Raw genomic sequence first — 21,107 nt, 5'->3', positions numbered from 1 at the left:
CTGGAGATTGTCTTACTGCGTTCGCAATGAACCAGCGTAGAGGGTAGCCACCTGTTGGTTTGCTAACCCAGCAGCCAGTCAACAAAAGCCGCCAGGTCATCAAAAATCGGCGTATCCCCAGCGTATCCTCCTTTGGCCTCGGTTCGCGCGCCCTTGCCGGTACGTACCAGCGCCGGGCGGGCTCCGGCGGCTTCGCCCGCCTGGAGGTCGCGCAGGCTGTCGCCCACCATCCAGCTGTTTTGCAAGTCGGGCAGGTTGAGCGCTTCCTGTATTTGATATAGCAGTCCCGGCAGCGGCTTGCGACAGTCGCAGCTGTCTTCGGGGCCGTGGGGGCAGTAGGCAATGGTATCGAGTCGACCGCCGGCGTTTTCCACCACCGTGTTCAGTTGCGCATGCATTGTGTCGAGCGTGGTGGCGTTTAGATAGCCCCGAGCGATACCCGACTGGTTGGTGGCAACGGCCAGGGTGTAGCCGGCTTGGGTCAGCCGGGCGATGGCGTCAATCGCCTGTGGGTAGACGATGAATTCGTCCAGGGTTTTGACGTAGGCGTCGGAGTCCTGGTTGATGACGCCGTCGCGGTCGAGAATGATCAAGCGCTCGGCGGCAAGAGACGGGGATATGTTGGCGGTCACGGGTATATCAACTCGGGGCTATTGGTCATGAATGTTTCACGTGAAACACGCTAAAGAGAACACGGGATGACAAAAAAAGCCCGGCAACAGCCGGGCTTGAATCGGGCCTGATAATATCAGCCAGCTTGGCTGGCGTTACTGAGGCAGCTCGGCAATATCCGCGACTTCGAGGAACAGCGCTTGCAGGCTGGCCAGCAGCGCCAGGCGGTTGTGGCGCACGGCGTCGTCGTCGGTCATGACCATCACCTGATCAAATAAGCTGTCTACCGGCTTGCGTAGCGTGGCCAGCGCATCCAGCGTCTCGGTGTAGCGGTCATCGGCCAGCAGTGGTGCGACGCTTTTCCGGCGCTCGCTTAGCGCTTCGAATAGCGCCTTTTCCGCCGGCTCGCTGAGCCGGTCGGCGTTCACATCCGTGCTGCCGTCGTGGTTCTGTTTGGCGAGGATGTTCGACACGCGCTTGTTGGCCGCAGCCAGCGCGGCGGCTTCGTCGCGCTGGGCAAACGTCTTGACCGCGTACAGCCGGCGGGCAAAATCCAGCGGCCGTGTGACCGGGCGCTTGCGTACCGACAGGTACATCTCGGCGCTGATGCCGTCGTCCTGACCCCAGGCGCGGAAGCGGTCGAGCGTGTAGGTCAGCACGTCGTCGACCACCGTCTCTGCCCTGGGCAGATCGGTGTGCTGCTCGGCGGCAAGTGTCAGCAGTTCGCGCAGGTCCAGATCCAACTCGCCCTTGACCAGGATGTTGATCACGGCGATGGACGCCCGGCGCAGTGCGAACGGGTCCTTGGCGCCGGTGGGGCGCTGACCAATGCCGAAGATGCCGGTCAGCGTATCCAGGCGGTCGGCCAACGCCACCGCCTTGCCGGTCGCGGTTTGCGGGATCGAATCGCTCGCGAAGCGCGGCAGATACTGCTCTTCCAGCGCGATGGTGACATCACTGGCCTCGCCGTCTTCGGCGGCGTAGTAGCGGCCCATTACGCCCTGAAGTTCGGCAAATTCCTGCACCATTTCGGTGACCAGGTCGCACTTGGCCAGCTGGGTGGCGCGCTTGGCGTGGGCCGGCTCGCCGCCGATTTTATCGGCAATAAAGGCGGCCACGGCCTCGCTGCGCTGTGCCTTGTCGGCCAGGGTGCCCAGCTTGTGCTGGAAAACCATGCTGCCCAGTTCGGGCAGGCGGCTCGCCAGGGTGCGCTTGCGGTCGGCGTCGAAGAAGAAGACGGCGTCGGCCAGGCGCGGACGAATGACCTTTTCGTTACCCGCAATCACCTGGTCCGGGTCGAGGCTTTCGATGTTGGCCACGGTAATGAAAAGCGGCTTGAGCTGGCCGTTGTCGTCGAGCAGGTGGAAATACTTCTGGTGTTCCTGCATCGAGGACACCAGGCATTCCGCCGGCACTTCTAGAAAGCGCTGATCGAAGCTGCCGGTCAGCGCGACCGGCCATTCCACCAGGCCGGCGACTTCGCGCAGCAGATCTTCGTCAATCACCGCCCGGGCGTCGTTGACTTCGGCCTCGGCCAGGACCTGCTCGCGGATGCGCTCACGTCGCTGCTCGCGGTCGGCCAGCACATAGGCGTTTTCCAGCGCGGCGACATAGTCGTCGGCGTGTTTCAGCGGCAGCGCCTCCGGGGCGTGGAAGCGGTGGCCGTAGGTGGTGCGGCCGGCGGTGAGGTTCAGCGCCTCGGCGGGGATGACCTCGCTACCATACAGCGCAACCAGCCAGTGCACCGGGCGGGAAAACTCGGTGCGCGAATCGCCCCAGCGCATGTATTTGGGGACCGGCAGGTCGCCGATGGCCTTGTGCAGAATACCGGGCAGCAGAGCCTGAATCCCTTCGCCGGTCTGCTGTTCGCGAAAGCCCAGCCAGGTGCCTTTCGGTGTTTCCAGCTCGATCAGCTGGTCCACACCGACGCCGCAGGAGCGGGCAAAGCCCTCGGCGGCTTTGGTCGGCGCGCCGTCCTTGAACGCCGCAGCGAGCGCCGGGCCCCGGCGTTCGACTTCGCGGTCGGGCTGCCGGGCGGCAAGCTCGGTAACTTCCACCGCCAGCCGGCGCGGCGAAGCCAGCGCGCGGACTCGGCCAAAGGGAATCTCGGCGGCTGCCAGGCCGTTTTGAATGCCGCTGGCAAAGGCGTCGGACAGGGCATCCAGGGCCACCGGCGGCAGTTCTTCACAGCCGAGTTCGAGTAACAGCGTATCCGTGGCCATCAGGCATCTCCCTGGTCGTTCACAGGTTCTTTGTTTATCGGGTCGTCGTTGAGCAGCTCGTTGCGCAGCGCTTCGGCGGCCAGCGGGAACCCCGCTGCCTTGCGCGAGGCGTAGTAGGCGCTGGCCACGTTGCGGGCCAGGGTGCGCACGCGCAGGATGAAACGCTGACGTTCGGTGACCGAAACGGCATGGCGAGCATCCAGCAGGTTGAAGGTGTGCGAAGCCTTGAGCACCTGCTCGTAGGCGGGCAGTGGCAGTTCGGCCTCCAGCAGGCGCGCACATTCGCCTTCCTGGTGGTCGAAAGCCTTGAACAGGTAGTCCACGTCGGCGTGTTCAAAGTTATACGCCGACTGCTCGCGCTCGTTTTGCAGGTAGACATCGCCGTAGGTGACCTTGCTGCCGTCCGGGGCGACGGTCCATACCAGATCATAGACGCTGTCGACATCCTGGAGGTACATGGCGATGCGTTCCAGACCGTAGGTCAGCTCGCCGGTCACCGGATGGCATTCGATGCCGCCGGCCTGCTGAAAGTAGGTAAACTGGGTGACTTCCATGCCGTTGAGCCAGACTTCCCAGCCCAGTCCCCAGGCGCCGAGTGTGGGCGACTCCCAGTTATCCTCGACAAAGCGCACGTCGTGAACCTGCAAGTCGAGCCCCAGGCTTCTGAGCGAGCCCAGGTAAAGCTCCTGAAAACGGGCCGGGGACGGCTTCATCACCACCTGAAACTGGTAGTAATGTTGCAGGCGGTTGGGGTTTTCCCCGTAGCGGCCGTCGGTGGGGCGCCGCGACGGCTGCACGTAGGCGGCGTTCCAGTTTTCCGGGCCGATGGCGCGCAGGAACGTGGCCGGGTGGAAGGTGCCCGCCCCCACTTCCATATCCAGCGGCTGCAGTACCACGCAGCCCTGTTCGGCCCAGTATTGTTGCAGGGCCAGGATTAATCCCTGGAACGTCGACACGTCGGGTGTCGAGCTATTGGTTGAAGCACTCATCGCGAAGTCCCGTTGGCCATGAATTCAGAGGGCGTCAAGTATACAATTCATGGCAGGCAGGTTATAGGCGCGCGCCGTTCGAGCGTGCTCTTACAGTTCATCAGTAAACAGCCCACAGAAATCAGCATGCTTCAGGAGCCAGTATGATTGTAGTCACAGGCGGGGCCGGGTTTATCGGCGCCAATATTGTCAAGGCGCTGAACGCGCGGGGGCGCACCGACATCATGGTGGTGGACGACCTGCGCGACGGCACCAAGTTCGTCAACCTGGCAGACTTGACGCTTGCCGACTACCGCGACAAGGACGCCTTTATTGACGATGTGCGCGCCGCCCTGGCCGGCGAGCACACCGACCTTCCGCCGATCGAGGCGATTTTCCATGAAGGCGCCTGTTCGGATACCACTGAGTGGGACGGCCAGTTCATGCTGGAAAACAACTACGCCTATTCGCGCACGCTGCTCGATTACTGCGACCGCTACGGCGTGGCGTTTTTGTACGCCTCCTCGGCGGCGACCTACGGCGGCAGCAGCGTGTTCAAGGAAGCCTCCGAATTCGAGAAACCGCTCAACGTCTACGGCTATTCCAAGTTGCTGTTCGACCAGCACGTGCGCGAGCGCTGGGACGATCTGGGCTGTCAGGTCGTGGGTTTTCGCTACTTCAACGTCTACGGCCCCCGCGAGCAGCACAAGGGCAAGATGGCAAGCGTGGCGTTCCATCACCACACGCAAATCAGCAACGGCGAAAATCTCAAGCTGTTCGGTGCCTACGACGGCTACGAGGCGGGCATGCAGAGCCGTGATTTTGTCTACGTGGGCGATGTGGTCGACGTCAATCTGTGGTTTCTGGATCACCCCGAGCGCTCGGGCATCTTCAACCTGGGCACCGGCCGGGCCGAGCCGTTCAAGGCCATCGGCGAAGCCGTGATCGACTTCCACGGCAAGGGGCGTATCGACTACATCAATTTCCCCGAAAGGCTGAAAGGCCGCTACCAGAGCTATACTCGGGCGGATATCGAGCACCTGCGCGGGTCCGGCTGCGACGTTGAGTTCAGCACCGTGGCCGAAGGCGTGGCGGCGTACCTGGAGTGGCTGAATGGCTGAAGAAGCACCCCGCTTTCTGGTGGTGGGTCCGTCCTGGGTGGGCGATATGGTCATGGCCCAGAGCCTGTTTATCACGCTCAAACGCTGCTACCCGGCGGCGACCATCGGCGTGGTGGCGCCACCCTGGTCGCAGCCGATTTTGGCGCGTATGGCCGAAGTCGACGCCGTGCATCCGCTGGCGGTGAAACACGGCGAGTTCGGCTGGAAAACCCGCCGGGTGCTTGCCCGAAAGCTGCGCGGCCGCTACGACCGTGCCATCGTGCTGCCGCGCTCGTGGAAGTCGGCGCTGGTACCGTTTCTTGCGCGTATTCCCGAACGGGTGGGATTTCTCGGCGAACAGCGTTACGGGCTGCTGAACGAGCGCCGGACGCTGGACAGGCAGCGGCTCGACCAGACAGTCAAGCGGTTTGTGTCGCTGGGGTTGCCCGATTCGCCAACCGGCAGCGGTGACTTCGACTGCCCCGCGCCGCAGCTGCGTATCGACAGCGATAATCGCGCGCAGCTGCGACAGCGCCTCGGACTCAGCGAACGCCCGGCCATCGCCATGATGCCCGGCGCCGAGTACGGCCCGGCAAAGCAGTGGCCGCTGGCGTACTTTCATGAACTCGCCGAGCGGCTGATCGACGACGGTTTCGCCGTGCGAGTGGTCGGCGGACCCGGCGATCATGCGGCGGGGGACGACATCGTTGGCGGGCTGTCTCACGCGCACAGCGCCCATGCCCACAATCTGTGCGGTGCGACCTCGCTGGTGGATGCGGTCGATCTGTTGGCAGACTGCGAGCAGGCGGTAACCAACGACTCCGGCCTGATGCACGTTGCCGCCGCGGTGGGCACCCGGGTCCAGGCGATTTACGGTTCCTCGACGCCGGACTACACGCCGCCGCTGACCGAGAATACCCGCGTGCATTATCTGGCGCTATCCTGTTCGCCGTGTTTTCAGCGTGTCTGCCCGCTGGGGCATACCAACTGCCTCTGGCATCTGGGCGTCGAGCGGCTCTATCAGGGCATCCATCAGGATCAGGCCAGCGTTTAGCCGGTGCCGGTGAGCACGCTAGCGGGATTCATCCGCCGAGGAATCGGCGTCCCGGCGCCGGGGCGCCAGTCCTTCCCAGAGGCGGTGCTGCAGGCCGTTTTCTTCCAGCAGCCGGGCGTTGATCTTTTCCTTGCCATAGCGCTCCAGCAGCGTATGGGTATCCGGTTGCAGCAGTGAGACGCCGAGCCCGGCCTGGTGGTGTGAGGGCGGATAGCCCAGGGCGTCGAGAATCGTGGGAAAGAGGTCCACAATCGAGGCGCGCCGGGAAATCCGCCGGGTTTCCAGGCCGTTGCCCAGCAACATGAAGGTATTTTCCCGCGGCAGGCTGACCAGCTGATCCCACACCGAGACGCGCATGGACAGATGATCGCTGGCCACCACGACGAGGGTATCGTCCAGCAGCCCGTCGTCCTCGAGCCGCTCGACCAGCTGGCGAGCCAGCCAGGCGGAACACTTGACCGAATAGAGGATATCTTCGCCGTCCCACTCGCCCTGGCGCTCGCGGCAGCTGCGAGCGGGAAAGCCCACCGGCGCGTGGCCGGCAAGGCTGATGTTGACCACCCCCCAGGGAGCATCGCTGTCGGCATCCAGGCGCTCGATCTCGTCGGCGGTCAAGTCGTAGAGGGTGTCGTCGTACAGCCCCCAGTCATTGATATAGGCGGGATCTTCAAGCCCTTCCTTGAGTTCGTCGAGGCCGCGGACGTTGTCAAAACCGTGGCCTTCGTAGAAACGACCCTTGCCGGCAAAGGCCTTGCTGGCACCGCCGAGATAGCTCAGCCGATAGCCCTGGTCATCCAGCAGGTCGCCCAGGCAGTCAACGCCCGGCACTACCTCGGCCAGGGGTTCAAACTGGCGGTCGTGCACCAGCCCGGCCGGCATCAGGGGCGTGCCGCATTGGCTGCCGATCATCCCGGCCATGGTCCAGCCGGTGTTGTTGGTCTGCTCCACGCCCTCGAACACGACGCCTTTTTTGCCCAGCGCGTGCAGGTCGTCGTAGGCATCACCGAATTCAGGGTTGCCGTAGGTGCGTTCCAGGCTTTCCAGGTACAGGATCAGCAGGTTGGGCGGATCCTCCTGGCGGTGAATCACCGGCGCCTCGTAGTGGCTGTCCAGCCAGTCGCCGTCTTCGGTTACCACCGCCGCACTGCGCTGCCCCACGCCCAGCAGCAGCGGGTTGCCGACAAGCAGCGCCAGGGCAATCAACGGCTCGATACGTCGCAGGCGCGAGTCGTGACGTACCAGCCAGGTAAAGGCGCCCAGCAGTCCCAGCATGGACAATGAATAGAGCCCTGCCGCGACCAGGCGCTCGCTGCCGCCGTGGTCGGTAATACCCGCCTGTATATGAAAAAAGACGGCGCCCAAGTCCACGTTGCCAAAGCTGTCGGCGAGATAGACGTAAAGCCCCCAGAGGCATAGCGGCACCAGCGACCAGGGCCAGGCCTTGCGATAGCCACCGGCACCGCTGCCTGCCCGCAGCTTCAAGCCCAGCGCACCGGCGAGTACGGCCACGCACGGCAGCGACCACCAGGGCAGGCGCGTCAGGGTGATCAGGCTGTAACCCAGACCCAGGCCGAGCGCGGTGGTCGGTATCCAGTTCACGGGCGTCAAGCGGGCAGACATGGGCAAGCGGCTTCCTTGGAGAGTGCGTCGTGCGCGGTCGGGCAGCATGTTGATCAGCCGCTTTGACGACCGACGCCGATGTAACGCAGCCCGGCTTCTGCGGCACTGTCCAGCTGATACAGATTGCGTCCGTCGATAACCAGTCGATCGTTAAGCTCAGCGGCCAGCCAGTGCAGGTCGACGCTGCGAAATGCTTTCCATTCGGTACAGATGACCAGCGCATCGGCGCCCTTGATGGCCTGAATGCGGTCGAAAGTGAGCACCAGATCGTCGCGTTCGCCGTAAATCCGCCGGCACTCGGCCATGGCTTCGGGATCGAAGGCCTGCACATTGGCACCAACCTGCCACAGGGCTTCCATCAGTTCGCGGCTGGGAGCCTCGCGCATGTCGTCGGTATCCGGCTTGAACGCCAGCCCCCAGACGGCAATAGTTTTGCCCGCCAGGTTGCCCAGTGCGTTTTCGAGTTTGGCAAACAGGGTGCGTTTCTGGGCGTAGTTGACCGTTTCCACCGCGCTGAGCAGTGTCGTTGGGTAATCGTGTTCCCGGGCCGTGCGCTCAAGGGCCTGAACATCCTTGGGAAAGCAGGAGCCGCCGTAGCCGCAGCCCGGGTAGATGAAGTGATAGCCGATGCGCGGGTCGCTGCCCATGCCACGACGGACTTCTTCTACATCGACGTCCAGCCGTTCGGCCAGGCAGGCGATTTCGTTCATGAAGCTGATCTTGGTCGCGAGCATGGCGTTGGCCGCGTACTTGGTCAGCTCGGCGGCGCGTACGCTCATGAACATCAGCTTGTCGTGGTTGCGGTTGTAGGGTGCGTAGCAGGCGCGCATGCGCTCTTTTACATGCTCGCTCTCGGTACCCACGATAATCCGTGCGCCTCGGGTAAAGTCGTCAATTGCCGCGCCTTCCTTGAGAAATTCCGGATTGGAGCAAACGTCGAAGGGCAGCGCCTCGTTGCGTTCGGCGAGCGCCTTGGCCACCGCCGCGTGGACCCTGTCGGCGGTGCCTACCGGCACGGTGGATTTGTCCACAATCAGCTTGTAGCCGTTCATGTGCTCGCCGATACTTCCGGCCACGGTAAGCACGTGGCGTAAATCAGCGCTACCGTCTTCGTCCGGCGGCGTGCCTACGGCGATGAACAGCACTTCGCTGTGGGTAACGGCCAGAGCGGTATCGGTGGTAAAGCGCAGCCGGCCGGCGGCCACGTTGTCCTGGATCAGCCCTTCCAGGCCGGGCTCGAAAATGGGCACTTCCCCGGCTTCAAGACGTTGGATGCGCGCGGCGTCAACGTCCATGCAGATAACCTGGTGGCCCACATCGGCCAGGCAGGCGCCGGCAACCAGCCCGACATAGCCGCTGCCGAAAACGCTAATGTCCATGTTGTGACCTTGTCTGAAGTGATAAGCGCACGTGAATAACGGTAAAAATCTTATCACGCAGACAAAAAAACGGCACGACCCGTAAAGGCCCGTGCCGTCTTGTTCATCGTCGCCGGCCAGGTGCGTGGCCGGAGCGCAAGGGCTCAGTGTTGGGATGCGTGGTTGGCTGCCAGCACGTCGGCCTTGATCACGTTCTGCTCGGCGATCAGATCGTTAACCACCGCGCGGCTTTCCTTGTAGTGCTCGGTGGTCTTGTGCTCGGCAAGCGCTTCCTTGCTGGCGTAGATTTCGTACAGATGAATCAGGTCGGGATTTTCCTGGTCTTCCAGCACGTCAAACACATGGCAGCCCGGCTCTTCACGTACGGAGGCCTCGGCGTTGGGTAGCATGGCGCGCAAAAACGCTTCGCGCTTGCCGGGTTTGAGCTGGGTCTGAACAATAATGCAGTACATGTTGACTCCCTGAGTTGAAAACTACCGGTTGACGGCCGGACTGGCGGCCCATATCTTCTAGGTAAGAGGTAGTGGAAAATATTTCCACAAATGTTCGGTAACGGCAATTTTCCACCAAAAGCCCCCTGCGTTTCAACTTACAGGATTCCAACTCACGGGGTTTCAACTCATAGGGTTTCAAATCACAGGAGAATTCATGCAACGTCCACCCGCGTTTAACGGCATGCGCCATATCGCCCTGCAGGTGCAGGACCTGGAAGCCTGCGAGCGTTTCTATACCGATGTGCTGGGCATGTCGCTGCTGCGCCGCGCCCACGAAAACCTCGTTTACCTGACGCTGGGCAACGATAATTTCTCGCTCGCTCGCGCCAAACAGGATACCGGCAGCAATCCTCAGCGCCTCGACCACTTCGGCTTTGTGGTCGACAACAAGGCTGATGTCGACAAGTGGTACGACTATCTGGTTGAGCAGGGTATCAAGGTATCCCGCGAGCCCCATGAACACGGTGATGGCGGTTATAGCTTCTACTGCCTCGACCCCGACGGCAACAGCGTCCAGCCGCTGTACCACCCCAGCGTCTCCGGCCAGACGTTCAGCGAAGCCGGTGGTTGAAAGCCGTGCTACCGTCTTTCCTTACAAAATAGCAAATACTTTTTCGTAAGTTGCCAGTAAGTGACGTGAACGAAGGTGATACGGGGGGATAAGTCGCGGAAAGCAGGCGCGCAGTGTATGATCCCGATGAGCTTCCTTTCTTAGATGTAGGGTCCCTGATGATCAAATGAGTGATAGAAGTTACCCTCTGCTGATAGCAAGAGAGCTTCTACAGCAGTTCATCCGGGAGCAGAGACATGGACATCAAGCTGCATAAGCAGGCCACCACCACACCAAAGATCCGTGCTGACATCCAGGCAGCGCCCGCCAGCATCAGCGATAGCGAGTTGGCGCGCCAGTACGGTGTTGGTGATTCGACGATACGCCGTTGGCGGTACCGCGACGATGTTCATGATCGGTCCCATACACGCCATAACCTGCTGGCTACGCTCACGTCCGAGCAGGAGGAAGTGCTGATCGCCGCTCGCGAGTTCCTGCGCCTCGGTCTGGATGACTTGCTCGTCGTGGCACGTGAGTTTCTGAATCCTCGGTTGTCACGCTCCGGCTTGCATCGCATGCTTAAGCGCCGTGAGGTGCCGACACTCGCGGAACTGGCCCGTCAGGATGCCGGAGATGATGGCAAGCCTCGGCACAAGCCCTTCAAGGACTACGAGCCTGGGTATGTGCATGTCGATATCAAGCACCTGCCCCAGATGCCCGACGAGGAGCAAAAGCGCTACCTATATGTTGCCATCGACCGTGCCACACGTTGGGTCTATCTGGAAGTCAGGCGCAGCCAGTCCGCCAGGGATGCCAAGGCGTTCATGAAGTGTGTGGAGGAAAAGGCGCCCTTCACGATCCAGACGGTGCTGACTGACAACGGCAAGTCGTTCACCGATCGCTTCACGCGGGCAGGTGAGCGCAGGCCCAGCGGCCGCCATCCCTTCGATCTGGAGTGCCAGGCCCATGGTATCGACCATCGCCTGATCAAGCCGGGAAGGCCGCAGACGAACGGTATGGTAGAACGGTTCAACGGCCGCATCAGCGACGTGCTGGCCACCCGGCGCTATACCTCAGGCGAGGATCTGGAGCAGACGCTCAAACGCTACGCTTGGCTGTACAATCACCACATCTCGCAGAAGGCACTGCATCATCAATCACCGATTGCGGCGATGAAGGAGTGGCAGGCCAAGCGACCTGAGTTATTTACCAAGCGGGTTGTTAATCACACGGGACCCGACACTTAGAGGTCTACGGAATCTTTTGCCACTTGTCTTGAGGTAAGCAGGGCAAGCATGCTGGTTGCTCAACGGTCGCGAATAGAGGCCTAAAAGCTTGCGGTTTCGGGCTTTTGGGCCTTCTTTTTTATTAGCGTCTGATCAGGATGTTGGATATAACCATGAAAAGCAAAATATTACACGTATGCAATACGGACAAGTTTATACCCAGCTTTATTTCTTTTGTGGAAGAGTATATGGGGTTGGATGAACACCTGTTTTTTCTGATTGGTGATCACCAACAGCACCCTGTCAGGCAGACTCAGTCGGTCGAAAAGATCCCGCAGGGAGCACTAAGCCACTTTCTGGGATATATGCGCCTTGCTTTTTACATGCATCGGGCAGAAAGGATCATACTCCACGGGTTGTCAAAAAAGAAAATAGAGAAACTCCTGTTTTTCATGCCCTGGGTGTTGAAAAAATGCTATTGGCTTATATGGGGGAGTGACCTTTACCTGTATAAAACCGCCCGGCACAAGAAAGGCTGGAAAAAGCGCGAGTTCTTTAGAAGACCGGTCATAAAGAAGATGGGCCACCTGGTGACCTACGTGGAAGGCGATGTGGCTCTGGCAAGACAGTGGTATGGCGCGGAAGGTATTTATCACGAATGCCTGATATACCCAAGCAATTTATACAAGGCGTATAAGCTTGAGGAGAAAGCCGAGGGAAGGATCAATATTCAGGTGGGCAACTCGTCAGACACGGCTAATAACCATGCGGATGCCTTCGACAAGATTGCTCCCTACAAAGAAAATGATATTCACTTATACGTCCCTCTTTCTTACGGTAATGCCAAAAATGCCGTGAAGGTGCAGCAGGAAGGAAAGGTGATATTCGGCAAGAAGGTAACGGCCTTGCGTGATTTTTTACCACTGCAAGAATACTACCGGATACTGGCTTCCATCGATATTGCCGTGTTCAACCACAAAAGGCAGCAGGCCATGGGCAATATTATCACCCTGCTGGGAATGGGGAAGACGGTCTATTTAAGAGAGGGAGTTGCGCACAAGGAACTTTTCGATCGGTTGGAAATAGCGTGCTTCGACGTGGAGAATTTTTCTCTTGAGCTGCTGTCTGCCGAAGAAAGGGAGAAAAACGTAGCCCGGGTCAGGGAGGTTTTCTCCCAGGAAAGGCTAATAAACCAGCTCAGGGATATTTTCGGGAGATAGCATGGCTTACTTATCGCAGCAAGCCCTCGAAGCAATGGGATTTAAAAAGATTGGTAATAATATCAGGATAAGCGATAAAGCAAATATCTACGACTGCGATGAAATCGAACTGGGCGATAATAGCCGTATCGATGATTTCTGCGTTGTGTCCGGCAGAGTCAAGATCGGAAGATTTTGCCATATTACCCCAATGTGTCTCGTGGCGGGCGGAAAACCGGGCATTAAAATGGATGATTTTTGCACGTTGGCTTACGGTGTGAAAGTTTTCTCGCAGACCGATGACTATAGCGGGGAAACTTTGACGAACTCGAATGTGCCCGAAAAGTTTAAACAGGAAGTCTTCTCCCGAGTGACGCTTGGCAAACATGTCATTGTGGGCGCCGGCTCCGCTGTAATGCCGGGCGTGGATATTGCCGAGGGATGTTCCGTGGGTGCCATGTCATTGGTGAACAAGAGTACGGAAGCTTGGGGAATTTATGTAGGCAGCCCGGCAAGGAAAATCAAAAACAGAAAAAAAGACATGCTGGATCTGGAGCGGCAGTTTTTGCAGGAGTTTTACCAGAGTGATCAACTTTAACATTCCTCCTTACACCGGTAACGAAGAGCCCTATGTCATCCAGGCTATGCGTAGCCCAAAGATATCCGGCGACGGCTCTTTCGGAAAGCAGTGCCAGCAGTGGTTCGAAACGCACCTGCCCTGCCACAAGGCGCTGCTGACGCCTTCTTGTACTGCCGCGCTGGAAATTTCGGCCATGCTGGCGGGTATTGCTCCGGGAGATGAAGTCATCATGCCGAGCTATACGTTTGTCAGCACGGCCAATGCCTTCGCCCTGCGCGGTGCGAACATTGTGTTCGTCGACGTGCAGCAGGAGACGATGAATATTGATGCCGAGCGGGTTCGAGAGGCCATGACGGACAAAACGAAGGCCATCGTGGTGGTGCACTATGCCGGCGTGGCCTGCGATATGGACCGGATAATGGCGGTGGCTCGGGAGCAGGGCGTGTTGGTCATCGAGGACGCTGCCCAGGGCATGATGGGAGAATATAAAGGCAGGGCGCTGGGTACCATCGGGCACTTGGGCACCTATAGCTTCCATGAAACCAAAAACTATACCAGCGGCGGCGAAGGCGGGCTGCTGATCATCAATGACGCCCGCTTTGTGGAAAAGGCTGAAGTTATACGCGAGAAAGGTACCAATAGAAGCCAGTTTTTCCGCGGCCAGGTGGATAAATATACCTGGGTAGATACGGGAAGCAGCTATTTGCCCGGCGAGCTTCAGGCGGCTTACCTCTGGGGGCAACTGGAAAAGGCTGACGAAATAAACCAGCAGCGACTGGGAGCGTGGTCCTGCTATTGGGAAAAGCTGCAACCGCTTGCAGAAAAGCACGCTTTTTCTCTGCCCATGATACCCGCCGATTGCCGGCATAATGGCCATATGTTCTATCTCAAGGTGGCTAATCTGGAAGAAAGGCAGCGCCTGATCGGCTACTTGAAGGACTGCGGCGTGATGGCGGTTTTCCACTATGTGCCGCTGCATTCTTCGCCTGCGGGCAGGAAGGCCGGGCGATTTGCCGGCGCTGACCGGCATACGACAAGAGAAAGCGAGCGGCTCCTGCGGCTGCCCCTGTGGTATGGCATAGGGGAGGCGGACATCGACGTGGTGGCTGAGGCGATCGAACGATTCTTTATTGCTGAGGCGTGAGGGGGCAGTGGTTTTTCAGCCCACTGCCTGCTACTTGTCATTATGAGCAGCGCGACGACGTGGCGATCTCGTATGGAGCGCTAAGCGTCCGGCGAACGTTGGGTACGCGCCAGATAGCGTTCAAACACCATTAGCGCGGTGAGTCTTTCACGGCGAGGCTGAAAAAACGCGTCGATGTAGCGGTTGGCATTATCGATAATAGCTTTGGCTTCGTTGGGGTGGGCCAGATAGTAGTCAATCTTGTCGTCCATGTCGGAGAAGTCGTCTTTAACTTCGACATAGTGGTAGCCCGGCACCAGCGTGCCTTCCATGAACCAGGTCTCAAAAATCGGGCGCTTCATAAAGCACAGCGAGTTGGACGCCATGATCCACTTCAGGTTGGTGGCCACGTCGTTGCCCTCGATGCTGAAGATGAATTTGTGCTCCAGCTGCTGCTCGATGGCCATGAACGGCTCACGGTAGGTGGCGGTTTCCGCTTTGTCGTCGGTAGCGCCGACGTCGCAGCGGAGCAGGCCGTAGCACTGTTCAAGAAAGTGCCGTCGGTGGGGCTGAGTGGCCGCGCCTCGCCATACCAGTCCATCTTTTTTATCGTCGTAGCGCCAAGAGTCTTTTACCGTGTAAAAATGACGCACGCTATCAAGCTTGAGCAGTATAGAGTTGCGGTTATCGCCATGAATCGGCCGACTTTTGACGAAAGTAGGCATCTCAGGCACAAACGTCTTGTCTCCGAAGCGATAGTGGTAGCTGGCCGCGGGAGTGAAGTGCTTGGCTACGTGATAAAAGTCCAGGTGGTAGGTGGATTTTTTCGAGCGAATGGCAAAGTCTCGGTTGAGCGTGGCGTCGTCGGCAAGCGGGACCTGCTCATCCAGCCGGTTATAATAGGCCACCCGCGCCATGATGATCTCCTGCTCGGCAGTGGGGAGGGTATCAAAGGCGGCAAGCAGCGCCCGGCGGCGGCGGCGGAATAGGCCGCGCGGGAGTAAGGCAGCCAGTAGGCCAGCCGTATAAAATTTCAGCTTGTGCGACTGGTAGGCATACTTTCCATTCATCATTGGGCAAAGACAACTAAACAGTACGGGATTGAGCAAGAGGACGGTAAAGCGCCAGATAGGCATTGGCCATGGCCTCGGGCGAATAGATGGATAGCCGCATGTGGGCGTTTCGCGTCAGCGACTGACGTAGCGCCGGGTCGCGTAGCCGGGTCAGATTGCTGGCAAGGGCTTCGTCGTCGCCGGGCGTAAACAGCAGCCCCGTTTCACCATCGCGAACGATATCCGGAATGCCACCGACCTTGCTCGCCACCACGGGAACGCCGGCGCGCATGACGTCCAATAACACCGAGCCCAGCCCTTCATTACGCGAAGGAAAGGCAAAGGCGTCCAGTGCCGGCAGATAGTCGCCGATGTTGGGCTTGAACCCGGCCCAGATGACGTTATCCATATCGGCACTTTCTTCCTTAAGGGCAATCTCGTCTTCCCCACGGCCAAAAAACACGAACCGCATGTCCGGCTGGGTGTGGCGCAGCCTGCGAGCGGCATCAAGTAGCACCCGCTGCCCTTTGTGGCGGTCGATCAGGGCACCCGCGTGGCCGACGAGAAAGCGTCCGGGATAGCGGGCGCGAAAGGCTTTGGCAACGTCGGGATCCGGTGCCAGCGGGGTAAAAGCGCTGGGAATTTGTGCCACCGGGTGCGGAGTAAACGGCTGCACTTTGGCAGCGATGACCCGGGACAGCGCCACGCAGCGGTAGGCGTTACGATAAAAGGCGCGGTTGCTGCGCTTTTGTTTGATCGGCGTATCTACCCGCCGAGTTATCAGGTACGGCGTTTGGTACAGTTTGTGGTGTAGCCAGGCCCAGTGCACGGCTCTGGCCTCGTGAGCGTGCACCAGGGTAGCGCGCCTGGCTCGGCGGTGGCCGGCCAGCTGATGGGAGGCGCTGACAAAACGCACGCCGGGCGTTTGTGCAAGCTCCGCGCGCAGCGGCGAGTCCGGCCGGCACACCAGCGTTTGGTACGCCACGCCGGGTTTGTTGGCTAGCGCCTGAATCAACAGCACGGTTTGTCGCTCGCCGCCGCGAAACCCGCGGGCCAGATTGGCATGGATGATGTGCAAGGACGCCTCGCAGAATATTAGTCATGGCGTTTGTAGGGCTAATGGCGGCTATAGTAGCATCAGCTTCCTATCCTGACAGGACGTTTGACATGCTGGCTGAGCTAAGTGCCGTGGTTATTACGCGTAACGCGGCGGCGACTCTGGCGCGCACCCTGGACGCGCTCGACGGCGTCGGCGAGGTGGTGGTTTACGATAACGGCTCCAACGACGACACCCTGGATATTGCCCGGCGCTACGCCAATGTCTCGCTCCATCAGGGGGAGTTTTTCGGCTTCGGTCCGACAAAGCGCCATGCGGTATCGTTGGCCCGTCACGACTGGATTCTGTCCCTGGATGCCGATGAAGCGCCGGATATCCGGCTGCTCGAGTCGCTGGCCGGGTGGCTGCCCGGGGCTAAAGAGCAGCAGGTGGTAGAAGTGCATCGAGAAAACTGGCTGCTGGGCCGGCCCGTGCGCCATGCGGGCTGGGGCAACGACTGGCTGGTGCGCGTATTTCACCGGCGCCAGCATAACTTCAACGATGCCATGGTACACGAGTCGGTGGTGGTATCGACCACTGCGCAGACTCTGCGTCTGAACGGCTGCCTCAGCCACCTGGCCGTTACCGAATTGGGCCAGTTTTTGGACAAGATCAATCGTTATTCGGGAATTCGCGCGCGTTCGGATACGTTACGGGTATATCCTGTCGCGGTGATTGTACTCAAAACCGCGTTTGCCTTCTTGCGCACCTACTTGCTGCAGCGTGGCTGTCTCGACGGCTGGCGTGGGCTGGTAATCGCCGTGGCCAACGCCAACGGCGTGTTCTGGAAATACATGAAACGCCGCGTCCGCAACCTGTAACCGCGCTCTGGATATTCTGTCCTCATGACCCATGCCGCTTTACCAATGGCTGATTCCGGCACAAGTGTGTGGCAGTGCTGGCTGACCAGTGCTGCCGTTTTTCTTTTCGCTGGCCTATCCCTGGTAGCCCCTTCGGGCTATTCGCTGGGCCCTCTCTTCCTGCTGCTGGCAAGCGCAACGCTTGCGGTGTGGCGCCCAGGCCTGCGGCCCTGTCGCGACGACTGGTTGTTCATTCTGGCGCTGTGCGCCTATACCGCCGTGGTGGTGGCTGGAGCGCTGTGGCACGGTCAGAGTATCAACTCGGTGGACCGGCCACTGCGCTTCTGGCTGGCGCTGCCGGTACTGCTCTGGTTGATGGCCTACCCGCCCAAACTGGCGGCGATCTGGTCGGGGTTGGTGCTTGGCGCCGTGGGGGCGGCCGGGTTTGCCTTTTATCAGCATGGCCAAGGTGCTGCGCGGGCTTATGGCTATATGCACCCTATTCAGTTTGGCAATATCAGCCTGCTGCTGGGTGTTTTCTGTTTGGCTGGGCTGGGCTGGGCGTGGCAGCGCTGCCGTCGCGTGGTTTGGGTGGCACTGCTGGGGCTGGGCGCCGCGAGCGGTATTCTGGCTTCGCTGTTATCCGGCAGCCGGGGCGGTTGGGTGGGTTTGCCGCTGGTGTTTTGGGTGCTGTACCGCGCTTATGGCAAAGGCATGTCGCTCAAGGTAAAGCTCGCGGCATTAGCCGTGGTGCTGGCCATGGGATGGGTGGCCTATGAGTTGCCGCAGACCGGGGTCAAGCAACGGGTGGCTCAGGCGATAGATGATGTTGCTCTATATGTCAGCGGCAAAAAACAGGATACCTCGGTTGGGTTGCGTTTCGAGATGTGGCAGGGCGCGGTCCGCTTGATAGCGGACAAGCCGCTAATGGGCTGGGGAGATAGTGGCTATCGCGACGGCGTAATGGACCTCACGGAACGCGGAGTGGTTCACCCTGGGGTGGCTAATTACGGCCACGCGCATAACCAGTTTCTGGATACGCTGGCCAAGCAGGGGGTGCCTGGCTTGATCGCTCTGTTACTGCTCTTTTTCCTGCCCTTGCGTCTTTTCTGCAGATATCTCGGAGATGAGGATCCCGGCCTGCGTTCGCTGGCTACAGCCGGGGCGCTGCTGTGCGTAGCTCATGTGGATTTCAGCCTTACCCAGGCCGGTTTCAACCATAATAGCGGTGTCATGGTATACGCGTTCTGGCTGGTGATCTGGTGGGGTACCCTGCGAAGTTATCGTCAATATGGATTAGTCGCCACAGAGACAGTCGACATGAGGACAGGTCAATGAAAATCGCGCTGATCCATATGCGCCACGCTGCCTCCGGGGGTACCGAGCGCTTTCTCAATGCGCTATCGCGTTATCTGGCCGAGCGCGGTGAGGATGTGACGATTATTTGCCGTTCTCATGTAGCACCGTCGCATCCGGCTATACGATTTGTATGCCTGCGCTCGTTCAGTGTGGGCAAGGCTCAGCGAATGTGGCGCTTTGCCAGGGCGGTGGAGCGCCACGTCAAGGCGGCGGATTACGACCTGGTCTACGGGCTGGGCAAAACCTGGACTCACGATATGCTGCGCATTGGCGGTGGCACTATCCATAATCATATGGCGTCCCGCTACCGGCGTCGCTGGCGCAGAAAAGACAGGGTGGCGGCGCGTATTGAGGCAAAAGCGATGGCGCCCGGTGCGTATTACCATGTGGTGTCCAATTCCCGGCAAAGCGACGAAGAAATTGCCGATGTTTACGCTGTGCCCACGGAAAGACGCTCGGTGATCCACAATTTTGTTGATACCCGTCATTTTGACCCTGAACGGTGGTGTAATGATGCCCGGCTGCTGGCCGGCGAGCTGGAACTTGCCGATGAGAGGCCCGTATTCCTGTTTCTGGGCACCGGCTATCAGCGTAAAGGCCTGGCTTCCACGCTTGAGGCCTTCGCCCGGCTGGCTATTAACGCCACGCTGCTGGTGGTGGGGCGTGACTCCCACGAGGCGGACTACCAGGCGTACGCGCGGCGCTTGGGGATCGCGGACAAGTGCCGTTTTCTCGGCGAGCAGTCATCGCCCGAACGCTACTTTGTGCTGGCGGATTGCTACCTGCTGCCGGCGCATTACGAACCCTTCGGCTTTACCGTGCTGGAAGCGCTTGCCTGCGGCACGCCGGTGGTGACGACCCAAAGCTGCGGAGCGAAAGAGGTGGTCACGCCGGAGGTCGCAACGGTCATCGACCGGGCCGCGAATATTGAAGCGCTGGCTGCGGCCATGGCGCACTGGGCGGGGCGCAAGGGCGAGGCGGCGCTTGCCGAGCGCTGCCGGGAGCTGGCGCTGTCGCTGGATATAGATGCCATCATGGAGGAAAACTACCAGCGTATTGTGGACGTGTACCGGCAGAAGCAGGCTCGGCGATGCTGAATGTGACCGAGTGGAACGTCGTGGGACGGGGCGATGAGCGCCTCTGCTATCAAGACCCCGACGACCCCGCGCGCTGCGTCAAGCTTAGCCGGCGCGATAAGGCCAAGCAGACCCGCCGCGAGCGGCGCTATTTTGCCCGCCTCAAGCGCCGCGGGGTGCCATTTACGCTTATCCCCGAGTTTTACGGCGCGGTGGAAATGGGCGACATGGTTGGCATCGAGCAGGAGCTGGTGCTTGACGAGAGGGGCGCGCTGCCGCCCAACGTGGGGGATTACCTGGAGCAGCCGCTGACGTCCGTGCAAATCGAACGTTTCTGGGCCGGGCTGGACGCACTCAGGGCCTACCTGCTGGCGTATAACGTCGTTCCCTGCGACCTGGTCATGAGCAACCTGATGGTTATCGAGCGCGATGACGCCACCACGGTCATGCTCATCGACGGCCTGGGCGCCTCGGAGGTGATTCCGCTGCCGGAATATATTCCCTGGTTGGGGCGACGCAAGATTCGCCGCAAGTGGGATCGCTTCATGGCCAAAACGGTGATGCCGCACGTTGCCAGAGACATTGCCCGGAATCAGGGGCGGCCGCCTACATAGAGTCTTTACGGCAAAATCGCCACCGCCGTGCGGAAATAACCTGGCCGGTGATGACCGCTTTTCGCCAGCCCCCGTGCCTCTATGCCCCTGGTTGCTGATGGAATAAACAATGTCACGACAGTTCCCCCTACCGCCCAATAGTGATCCCGCCTTTGCGTCGCTGGCTGATGCCCGGATGTACTGGCCGGTGCAATACGCGCGCCTGCAGGCGTCGCTTCGTGAAGGCTTTCAGGCAAGAGTCGGCGTCCCTTTTGAGCGACTGTTGCTGCACTGGTGGCAGCAGGATGGTCCGGGGAGCCGATGGGTCGAGCGTCGGGGGGCTTCCGCGTCGGGCCGTCGAGTACGCGCAGGGTGATAGTCTGGTCGTCCGGGTAAATCCGCGTGAACTACTGCGTATTCGCGATTGGCGCGGGCTTGCCAAACAACAGCGGCCTTCTTCATCGACGTTTATCTGGAAGGGAGACTGGGACTTGCGGCGCGGTGACTTGCGCCAGGGGTCGCGCTATCGCTTTATCAGCGACCTGGTAGCGCATCGCGATAATCTCGATGGTAGTGGGGCTTTTTCACATTTTAACGCGCGCCTGGTCGCGGGCCACCCGTGGTCGTCGCACCAGCAGGGCCTGTTGCTCGACTCGGAAACACGCATTCTGACGTTTTTACGCGTTTATCTGCAGTTCATGGATGATATGGCGTGCAACGGCTTTGATTATCATAAAGGCAAGGACGAGCTGGGCGTGGCGGTTAGTCGCGAAGGGCGCTTGATCAAGTTGAATCGCGGGCTGCACCGACTGGCGATGGCGCAGTACCTGGGGTTACCGACCATTCCGGTCAAGGTAAAGGCCGTTCACCGCGACTGGTGGCAGGGTGTCACGCGGGGTGTTCGGGGCGCCGAGGCGCTGGCGCGGGTGGCTGCCGCCTTGCCGAATTGCACGCCGGAGACGGCGCCCGGCGCTCTGGATCCAGCGTGAATTGCCGCCGGCTGC

General features: G+C 60.0%; 20 protein-coding genes. 12 read left to right on the top strand and 8 right to left on the bottom strand.

All coding sequences use genetic code 11. The features are described 5' to 3' along the window. Nucleotides 1-62 precede the first annotated feature (62 nt). From gmhB to glyQ, 3 genes are all read right to left on the bottom strand, one after another. Nucleotides 63-632 carry a D-glycero-beta-D-manno-heptose 1,7-bisphosphate 7-phosphatase gene (gmhB, locus tag C793_RS0101225; RefSeq protein WP_017429122.1) on the bottom strand — a complete coding sequence of 190 codons (570 nt, stop codon included), beginning with the start codon at nucleotides 630-632 and terminating at the stop codon, nucleotides 63-65. A gap of 135 nt (nucleotides 633-767) precedes the next feature. After that, entirely contained in the window at nucleotides 768-2,834 is a 2,067-nt protein-coding gene (gene glyS, locus C793_RS0101220) for a glycine--tRNA ligase subunit beta (RefSeq protein WP_017429121.1), read from the bottom strand. After that, complete coding sequence (gene glyQ / locus C793_RS0101215; protein WP_017429120.1) at nucleotides 2,834-3,823, bottom strand: glycine--tRNA ligase subunit alpha; 990 nt, start codon at nucleotides 3,821-3,823, stop codon at nucleotides 2,834-2,836. Before glyQ ends, glyS begins: the two co-directional genes overlap by 1 nt. 143 nt (nucleotides 3,824-3,966) lie before the next feature. Between glyQ and rfaD the strand changes: the two genes are divergently transcribed. Both rfaD and waaF read left to right on the top strand, forming a co-directional pair. Further along, entirely contained in the window at nucleotides 3,967-4,923 is a 957-nt protein-coding gene (rfaD, locus tag C793_RS0101210; RefSeq protein WP_017429119.1) for an ADP-glyceromanno-heptose 6-epimerase, read from the top strand. Beyond that, on the top strand, nucleotides 4,916-5,956 hold the full coding sequence (waaF, locus tag C793_RS0101205) for a lipopolysaccharide heptosyltransferase II (protein ID WP_017429118.1): 1,041 nt from the start codon (nucleotides 4,916-4,918) through the stop codon (nucleotides 5,954-5,956). Before rfaD ends, waaF begins: the two co-directional genes overlap by 8 nt. An 18-nt stretch (nucleotides 5,957-5,974) precedes the next feature. Here the strand turns inward: waaF and C793_RS13285 are convergent, their stop codons facing one another. From C793_RS13285 to C793_RS0101190, 3 genes are all read right to left on the bottom strand, one after another. Beyond that, nucleotides 5,975-7,576, bottom strand: coding sequence for a sulfatase-like hydrolase/transferase (locus C793_RS13285; RefSeq protein WP_017429117.1), 1,602 nt, complete (start codon nucleotides 7,574-7,576; stop codon nucleotides 5,975-5,977). Between the two features lie 53 nt (nucleotides 7,577-7,629). Further along, a complete protein-coding gene (locus tag C793_RS0101195) occupies nucleotides 7,630-8,955 on the bottom strand; it encodes a UDP-glucose dehydrogenase family protein (protein ID WP_017429116.1) in 1,326 nt (441 codons plus the stop codon). A 143-nt stretch (nucleotides 8,956-9,098) separates the two neighbouring features. Then, nucleotides 9,099-9,407: a putative quinol monooxygenase gene (locus C793_RS0101190; RefSeq protein WP_017429115.1), complete on the bottom strand. Its 309-nt coding sequence runs from the start codon at nucleotides 9,405-9,407 to the stop codon at nucleotides 9,099-9,101. Between the two features lie 196 nt (nucleotides 9,408-9,603). Here C793_RS0101190 and C793_RS0101185 point away from each other — a divergent pair, with 196 nt between their 5' ends. The 5 genes from C793_RS0101185 (at nucleotide 9,604) to rffA (ending at nucleotide 14,148) form a co-directional block, all read left to right on the top strand. Next, nucleotides 9,604-10,020, top strand: coding sequence for a VOC family protein (locus tag C793_RS0101185; RefSeq protein ID WP_017429114.1), 417 nt, complete (start codon nucleotides 9,604-9,606; stop codon nucleotides 10,018-10,020). A 236-nt stretch (nucleotides 10,021-10,256) separates the two neighbouring features. Then, nucleotides 10,257-11,246, top strand: a complete 990-nt coding sequence (locus tag C793_RS0101180) for an IS481 family transposase (RefSeq protein ID WP_017429113.1) — start codon at nucleotides 10,257-10,259, stop codon at nucleotides 11,244-11,246. A 152-nt stretch (nucleotides 11,247-11,398) separates the two neighbouring features. Further along, a complete protein-coding gene (locus C793_RS0101175) occupies nucleotides 11,399-12,445 on the top strand; it encodes a TDP-N-acetylfucosamine:lipid II N-acetylfucosaminyltransferase family protein (protein ID WP_017429112.1) in 1,047 nt (348 codons plus the stop codon). 1 nt (nucleotide 12,446) lies between these two features. After that, the gene (locus C793_RS0101170) at nucleotides 12,447-13,022 is read left to right on the top strand and encodes an acyltransferase (RefSeq protein WP_017429111.1); all 576 of its coding nucleotides are present in this window, start codon (nucleotides 12,447-12,449) and stop codon (nucleotides 13,020-13,022) included. Then, nucleotides 13,009-14,148, top strand: a complete 1,140-nt coding sequence (rffA, locus tag C793_RS0101165; RefSeq protein ID WP_017429110.1) for a dTDP-4-amino-4,6-dideoxygalactose transaminase — start codon at nucleotides 13,009-13,011, stop codon at nucleotides 14,146-14,148. The genes C793_RS0101170 and rffA overlap by 14 nt, the downstream gene beginning before the upstream one ends. An 80-nt stretch (nucleotides 14,149-14,228) precedes the next feature. Here rffA and C793_RS0101160 read toward each other — a convergent pair whose 3' ends face one another. Both C793_RS0101160 and C793_RS0101155 read right to left on the bottom strand, forming a co-directional pair. Next, entirely contained in the window at nucleotides 14,229-15,044 is an 816-nt protein-coding gene (locus tag C793_RS0101160; RefSeq protein WP_169330540.1) for a glycosyl transferase family 90, read from the bottom strand. Nucleotides 15,045-15,213: 169 nt separating this feature from the next. Next, nucleotides 15,214-16,257: a glycosyltransferase family 4 protein gene (locus C793_RS0101155; RefSeq protein WP_017429108.1), complete on the bottom strand. Its 1,044-nt coding sequence runs from the start codon at nucleotides 16,255-16,257 to the stop codon at nucleotides 15,214-15,216. 89 nt (nucleotides 16,258-16,346) lie between these two features. Between C793_RS0101155 and C793_RS0101150 the strand changes: the two genes are divergently transcribed. The 5 genes from C793_RS0101150 to C793_RS14030 all read left to right on the top strand — a co-directional run bounded on the left by C793_RS0101150 (nucleotide 16,347) and on the right by C793_RS14030 (nucleotide 21,092). After that, the gene (locus C793_RS0101150; RefSeq protein ID WP_017429107.1) at nucleotides 16,347-17,096 is read left to right on the top strand and encodes a glycosyltransferase family 2 protein; all 750 of its coding nucleotides are present in this window, start codon (nucleotides 16,347-16,349) and stop codon (nucleotides 17,094-17,096) included. Between the two features lie 24 nt (nucleotides 17,097-17,120). Further along, nucleotides 17,121-18,413 (top strand): O-antigen ligase family protein, encoded by a 1,293-nt coding sequence (locus C793_RS0101145; protein WP_245550178.1) that lies wholly within the window; start codon nucleotides 17,121-17,123, stop codon nucleotides 18,411-18,413. Continuing rightward, nucleotides 18,410-19,531, top strand: a complete 1,122-nt coding sequence (locus C793_RS0101140; protein WP_017429105.1) for a glycosyltransferase — start codon at nucleotides 18,410-18,412, stop codon at nucleotides 19,529-19,531. The genes C793_RS0101145 and C793_RS0101140 overlap by 4 nt, the downstream gene beginning before the upstream one ends. Further along, nucleotides 19,525-20,124, top strand: a complete 600-nt coding sequence (locus C793_RS13280) for a YrbL family protein (RefSeq protein ID WP_017429104.1) — start codon at nucleotides 19,525-19,527, stop codon at nucleotides 20,122-20,124. Before C793_RS0101140 ends, C793_RS13280 begins: the two co-directional genes overlap by 7 nt. A gap of 470 nt (nucleotides 20,125-20,594) precedes the next feature. Continuing rightward, nucleotides 20,595-21,092, top strand: coding sequence for a hypothetical protein (locus tag C793_RS14030; RefSeq protein WP_017429103.1), 498 nt, complete (start codon nucleotides 20,595-20,597; stop codon nucleotides 21,090-21,092). Nucleotides 21,093-21,107: the final 15 nt, after the last annotated feature.

This window comes from Vreelandella jeotgali Hwa (assembly GCF_000334215.1).
Classification (GTDB): Bacteria; Pseudomonadota; Gammaproteobacteria; order Pseudomonadales; family Halomonadaceae; genus Vreelandella; species Vreelandella jeotgali.
Note: the sequence above shows the minus strand (reverse complement) of the source record. Positions and strands in the feature narration are given on the sequence as shown.

Coding starts and splice junctions, on each gene's coding strand:
- C793_RS0101150 (WP_017429107.1), top strand. CDS start 16,347: ATGCTGGCTGAGCTAAGTGCCGTGGTTATTACGCGTAACGCGGCGGCG.
- C793_RS0101140 (WP_017429105.1), top strand. CDS start 18,410: ATGAAAATCGCGCTGATCCATATGCGCCACGCTGCCTCCGGGGGTACC.
- glyQ (WP_017429120.1), bottom strand. CDS start 3,823: ATGAGTGCTTCAACCAATAGCTCGACACCCGACGTGTCGACGTTCCAG.
- waaF (WP_017429118.1), top strand. CDS start 4,916: ATGGCTGAAGAAGCACCCCGCTTTCTGGTGGTGGGTCCGTCCTGGGTG.
- C793_RS0101195 (WP_017429116.1), bottom strand. CDS start 8,955: ATGGACATTAGCGTTTTCGGCAGCGGCTATGTCGGGCTGGTTGCCGGC.
- C793_RS0101175 (WP_017429112.1), top strand. CDS start 11,399: ATGAAAAGCAAAATATTACACGTATGCAATACGGACAAGTTTATACCC.
- C793_RS0101145 (WP_245550178.1), top strand. CDS start 17,121: ATGACCCATGCCGCTTTACCAATGGCTGATTCCGGCACAAGTGTGTGG.
- C793_RS13280 (WP_017429104.1), top strand. CDS start 19,525: ATGCTGAATGTGACCGAGTGGAACGTCGTGGGACGGGGCGATGAGCGC.
- C793_RS0101180 (WP_017429113.1), top strand. CDS start 10,257: ATGGACATCAAGCTGCATAAGCAGGCCACCACCACACCAAAGATCCGT.
- C793_RS13285 (WP_017429117.1), bottom strand. CDS start 7,576: ATGTCTGCCCGCTTGACGCCCGTGAACTGGATACCGACCACCGCGCTC.
- C793_RS0101185 (WP_017429114.1), top strand. CDS start 9,604: ATGCAACGTCCACCCGCGTTTAACGGCATGCGCCATATCGCCCTGCAG.
- C793_RS0101170 (WP_017429111.1), top strand. CDS start 12,447: ATGGCTTACTTATCGCAGCAAGCCCTCGAAGCAATGGGATTTAAAAAG.
- glyS (WP_017429121.1), bottom strand. CDS start 2,834: ATGGCCACGGATACGCTGTTACTCGAACTCGGCTGTGAAGAACTGCCG.
- C793_RS0101160 (WP_169330540.1), bottom strand. CDS start 15,044: ATGGCGCGGGTGGCCTATTATAACCGGCTGGATGAGCAGGTCCCGCTT.
- rfaD (WP_017429119.1), top strand. CDS start 3,967: ATGATTGTAGTCACAGGCGGGGCCGGGTTTATCGGCGCCAATATTGTC.
- C793_RS0101190 (WP_017429115.1), bottom strand. CDS start 9,407: ATGTACTGCATTATTGTTCAGACCCAGCTCAAACCCGGCAAGCGCGAA.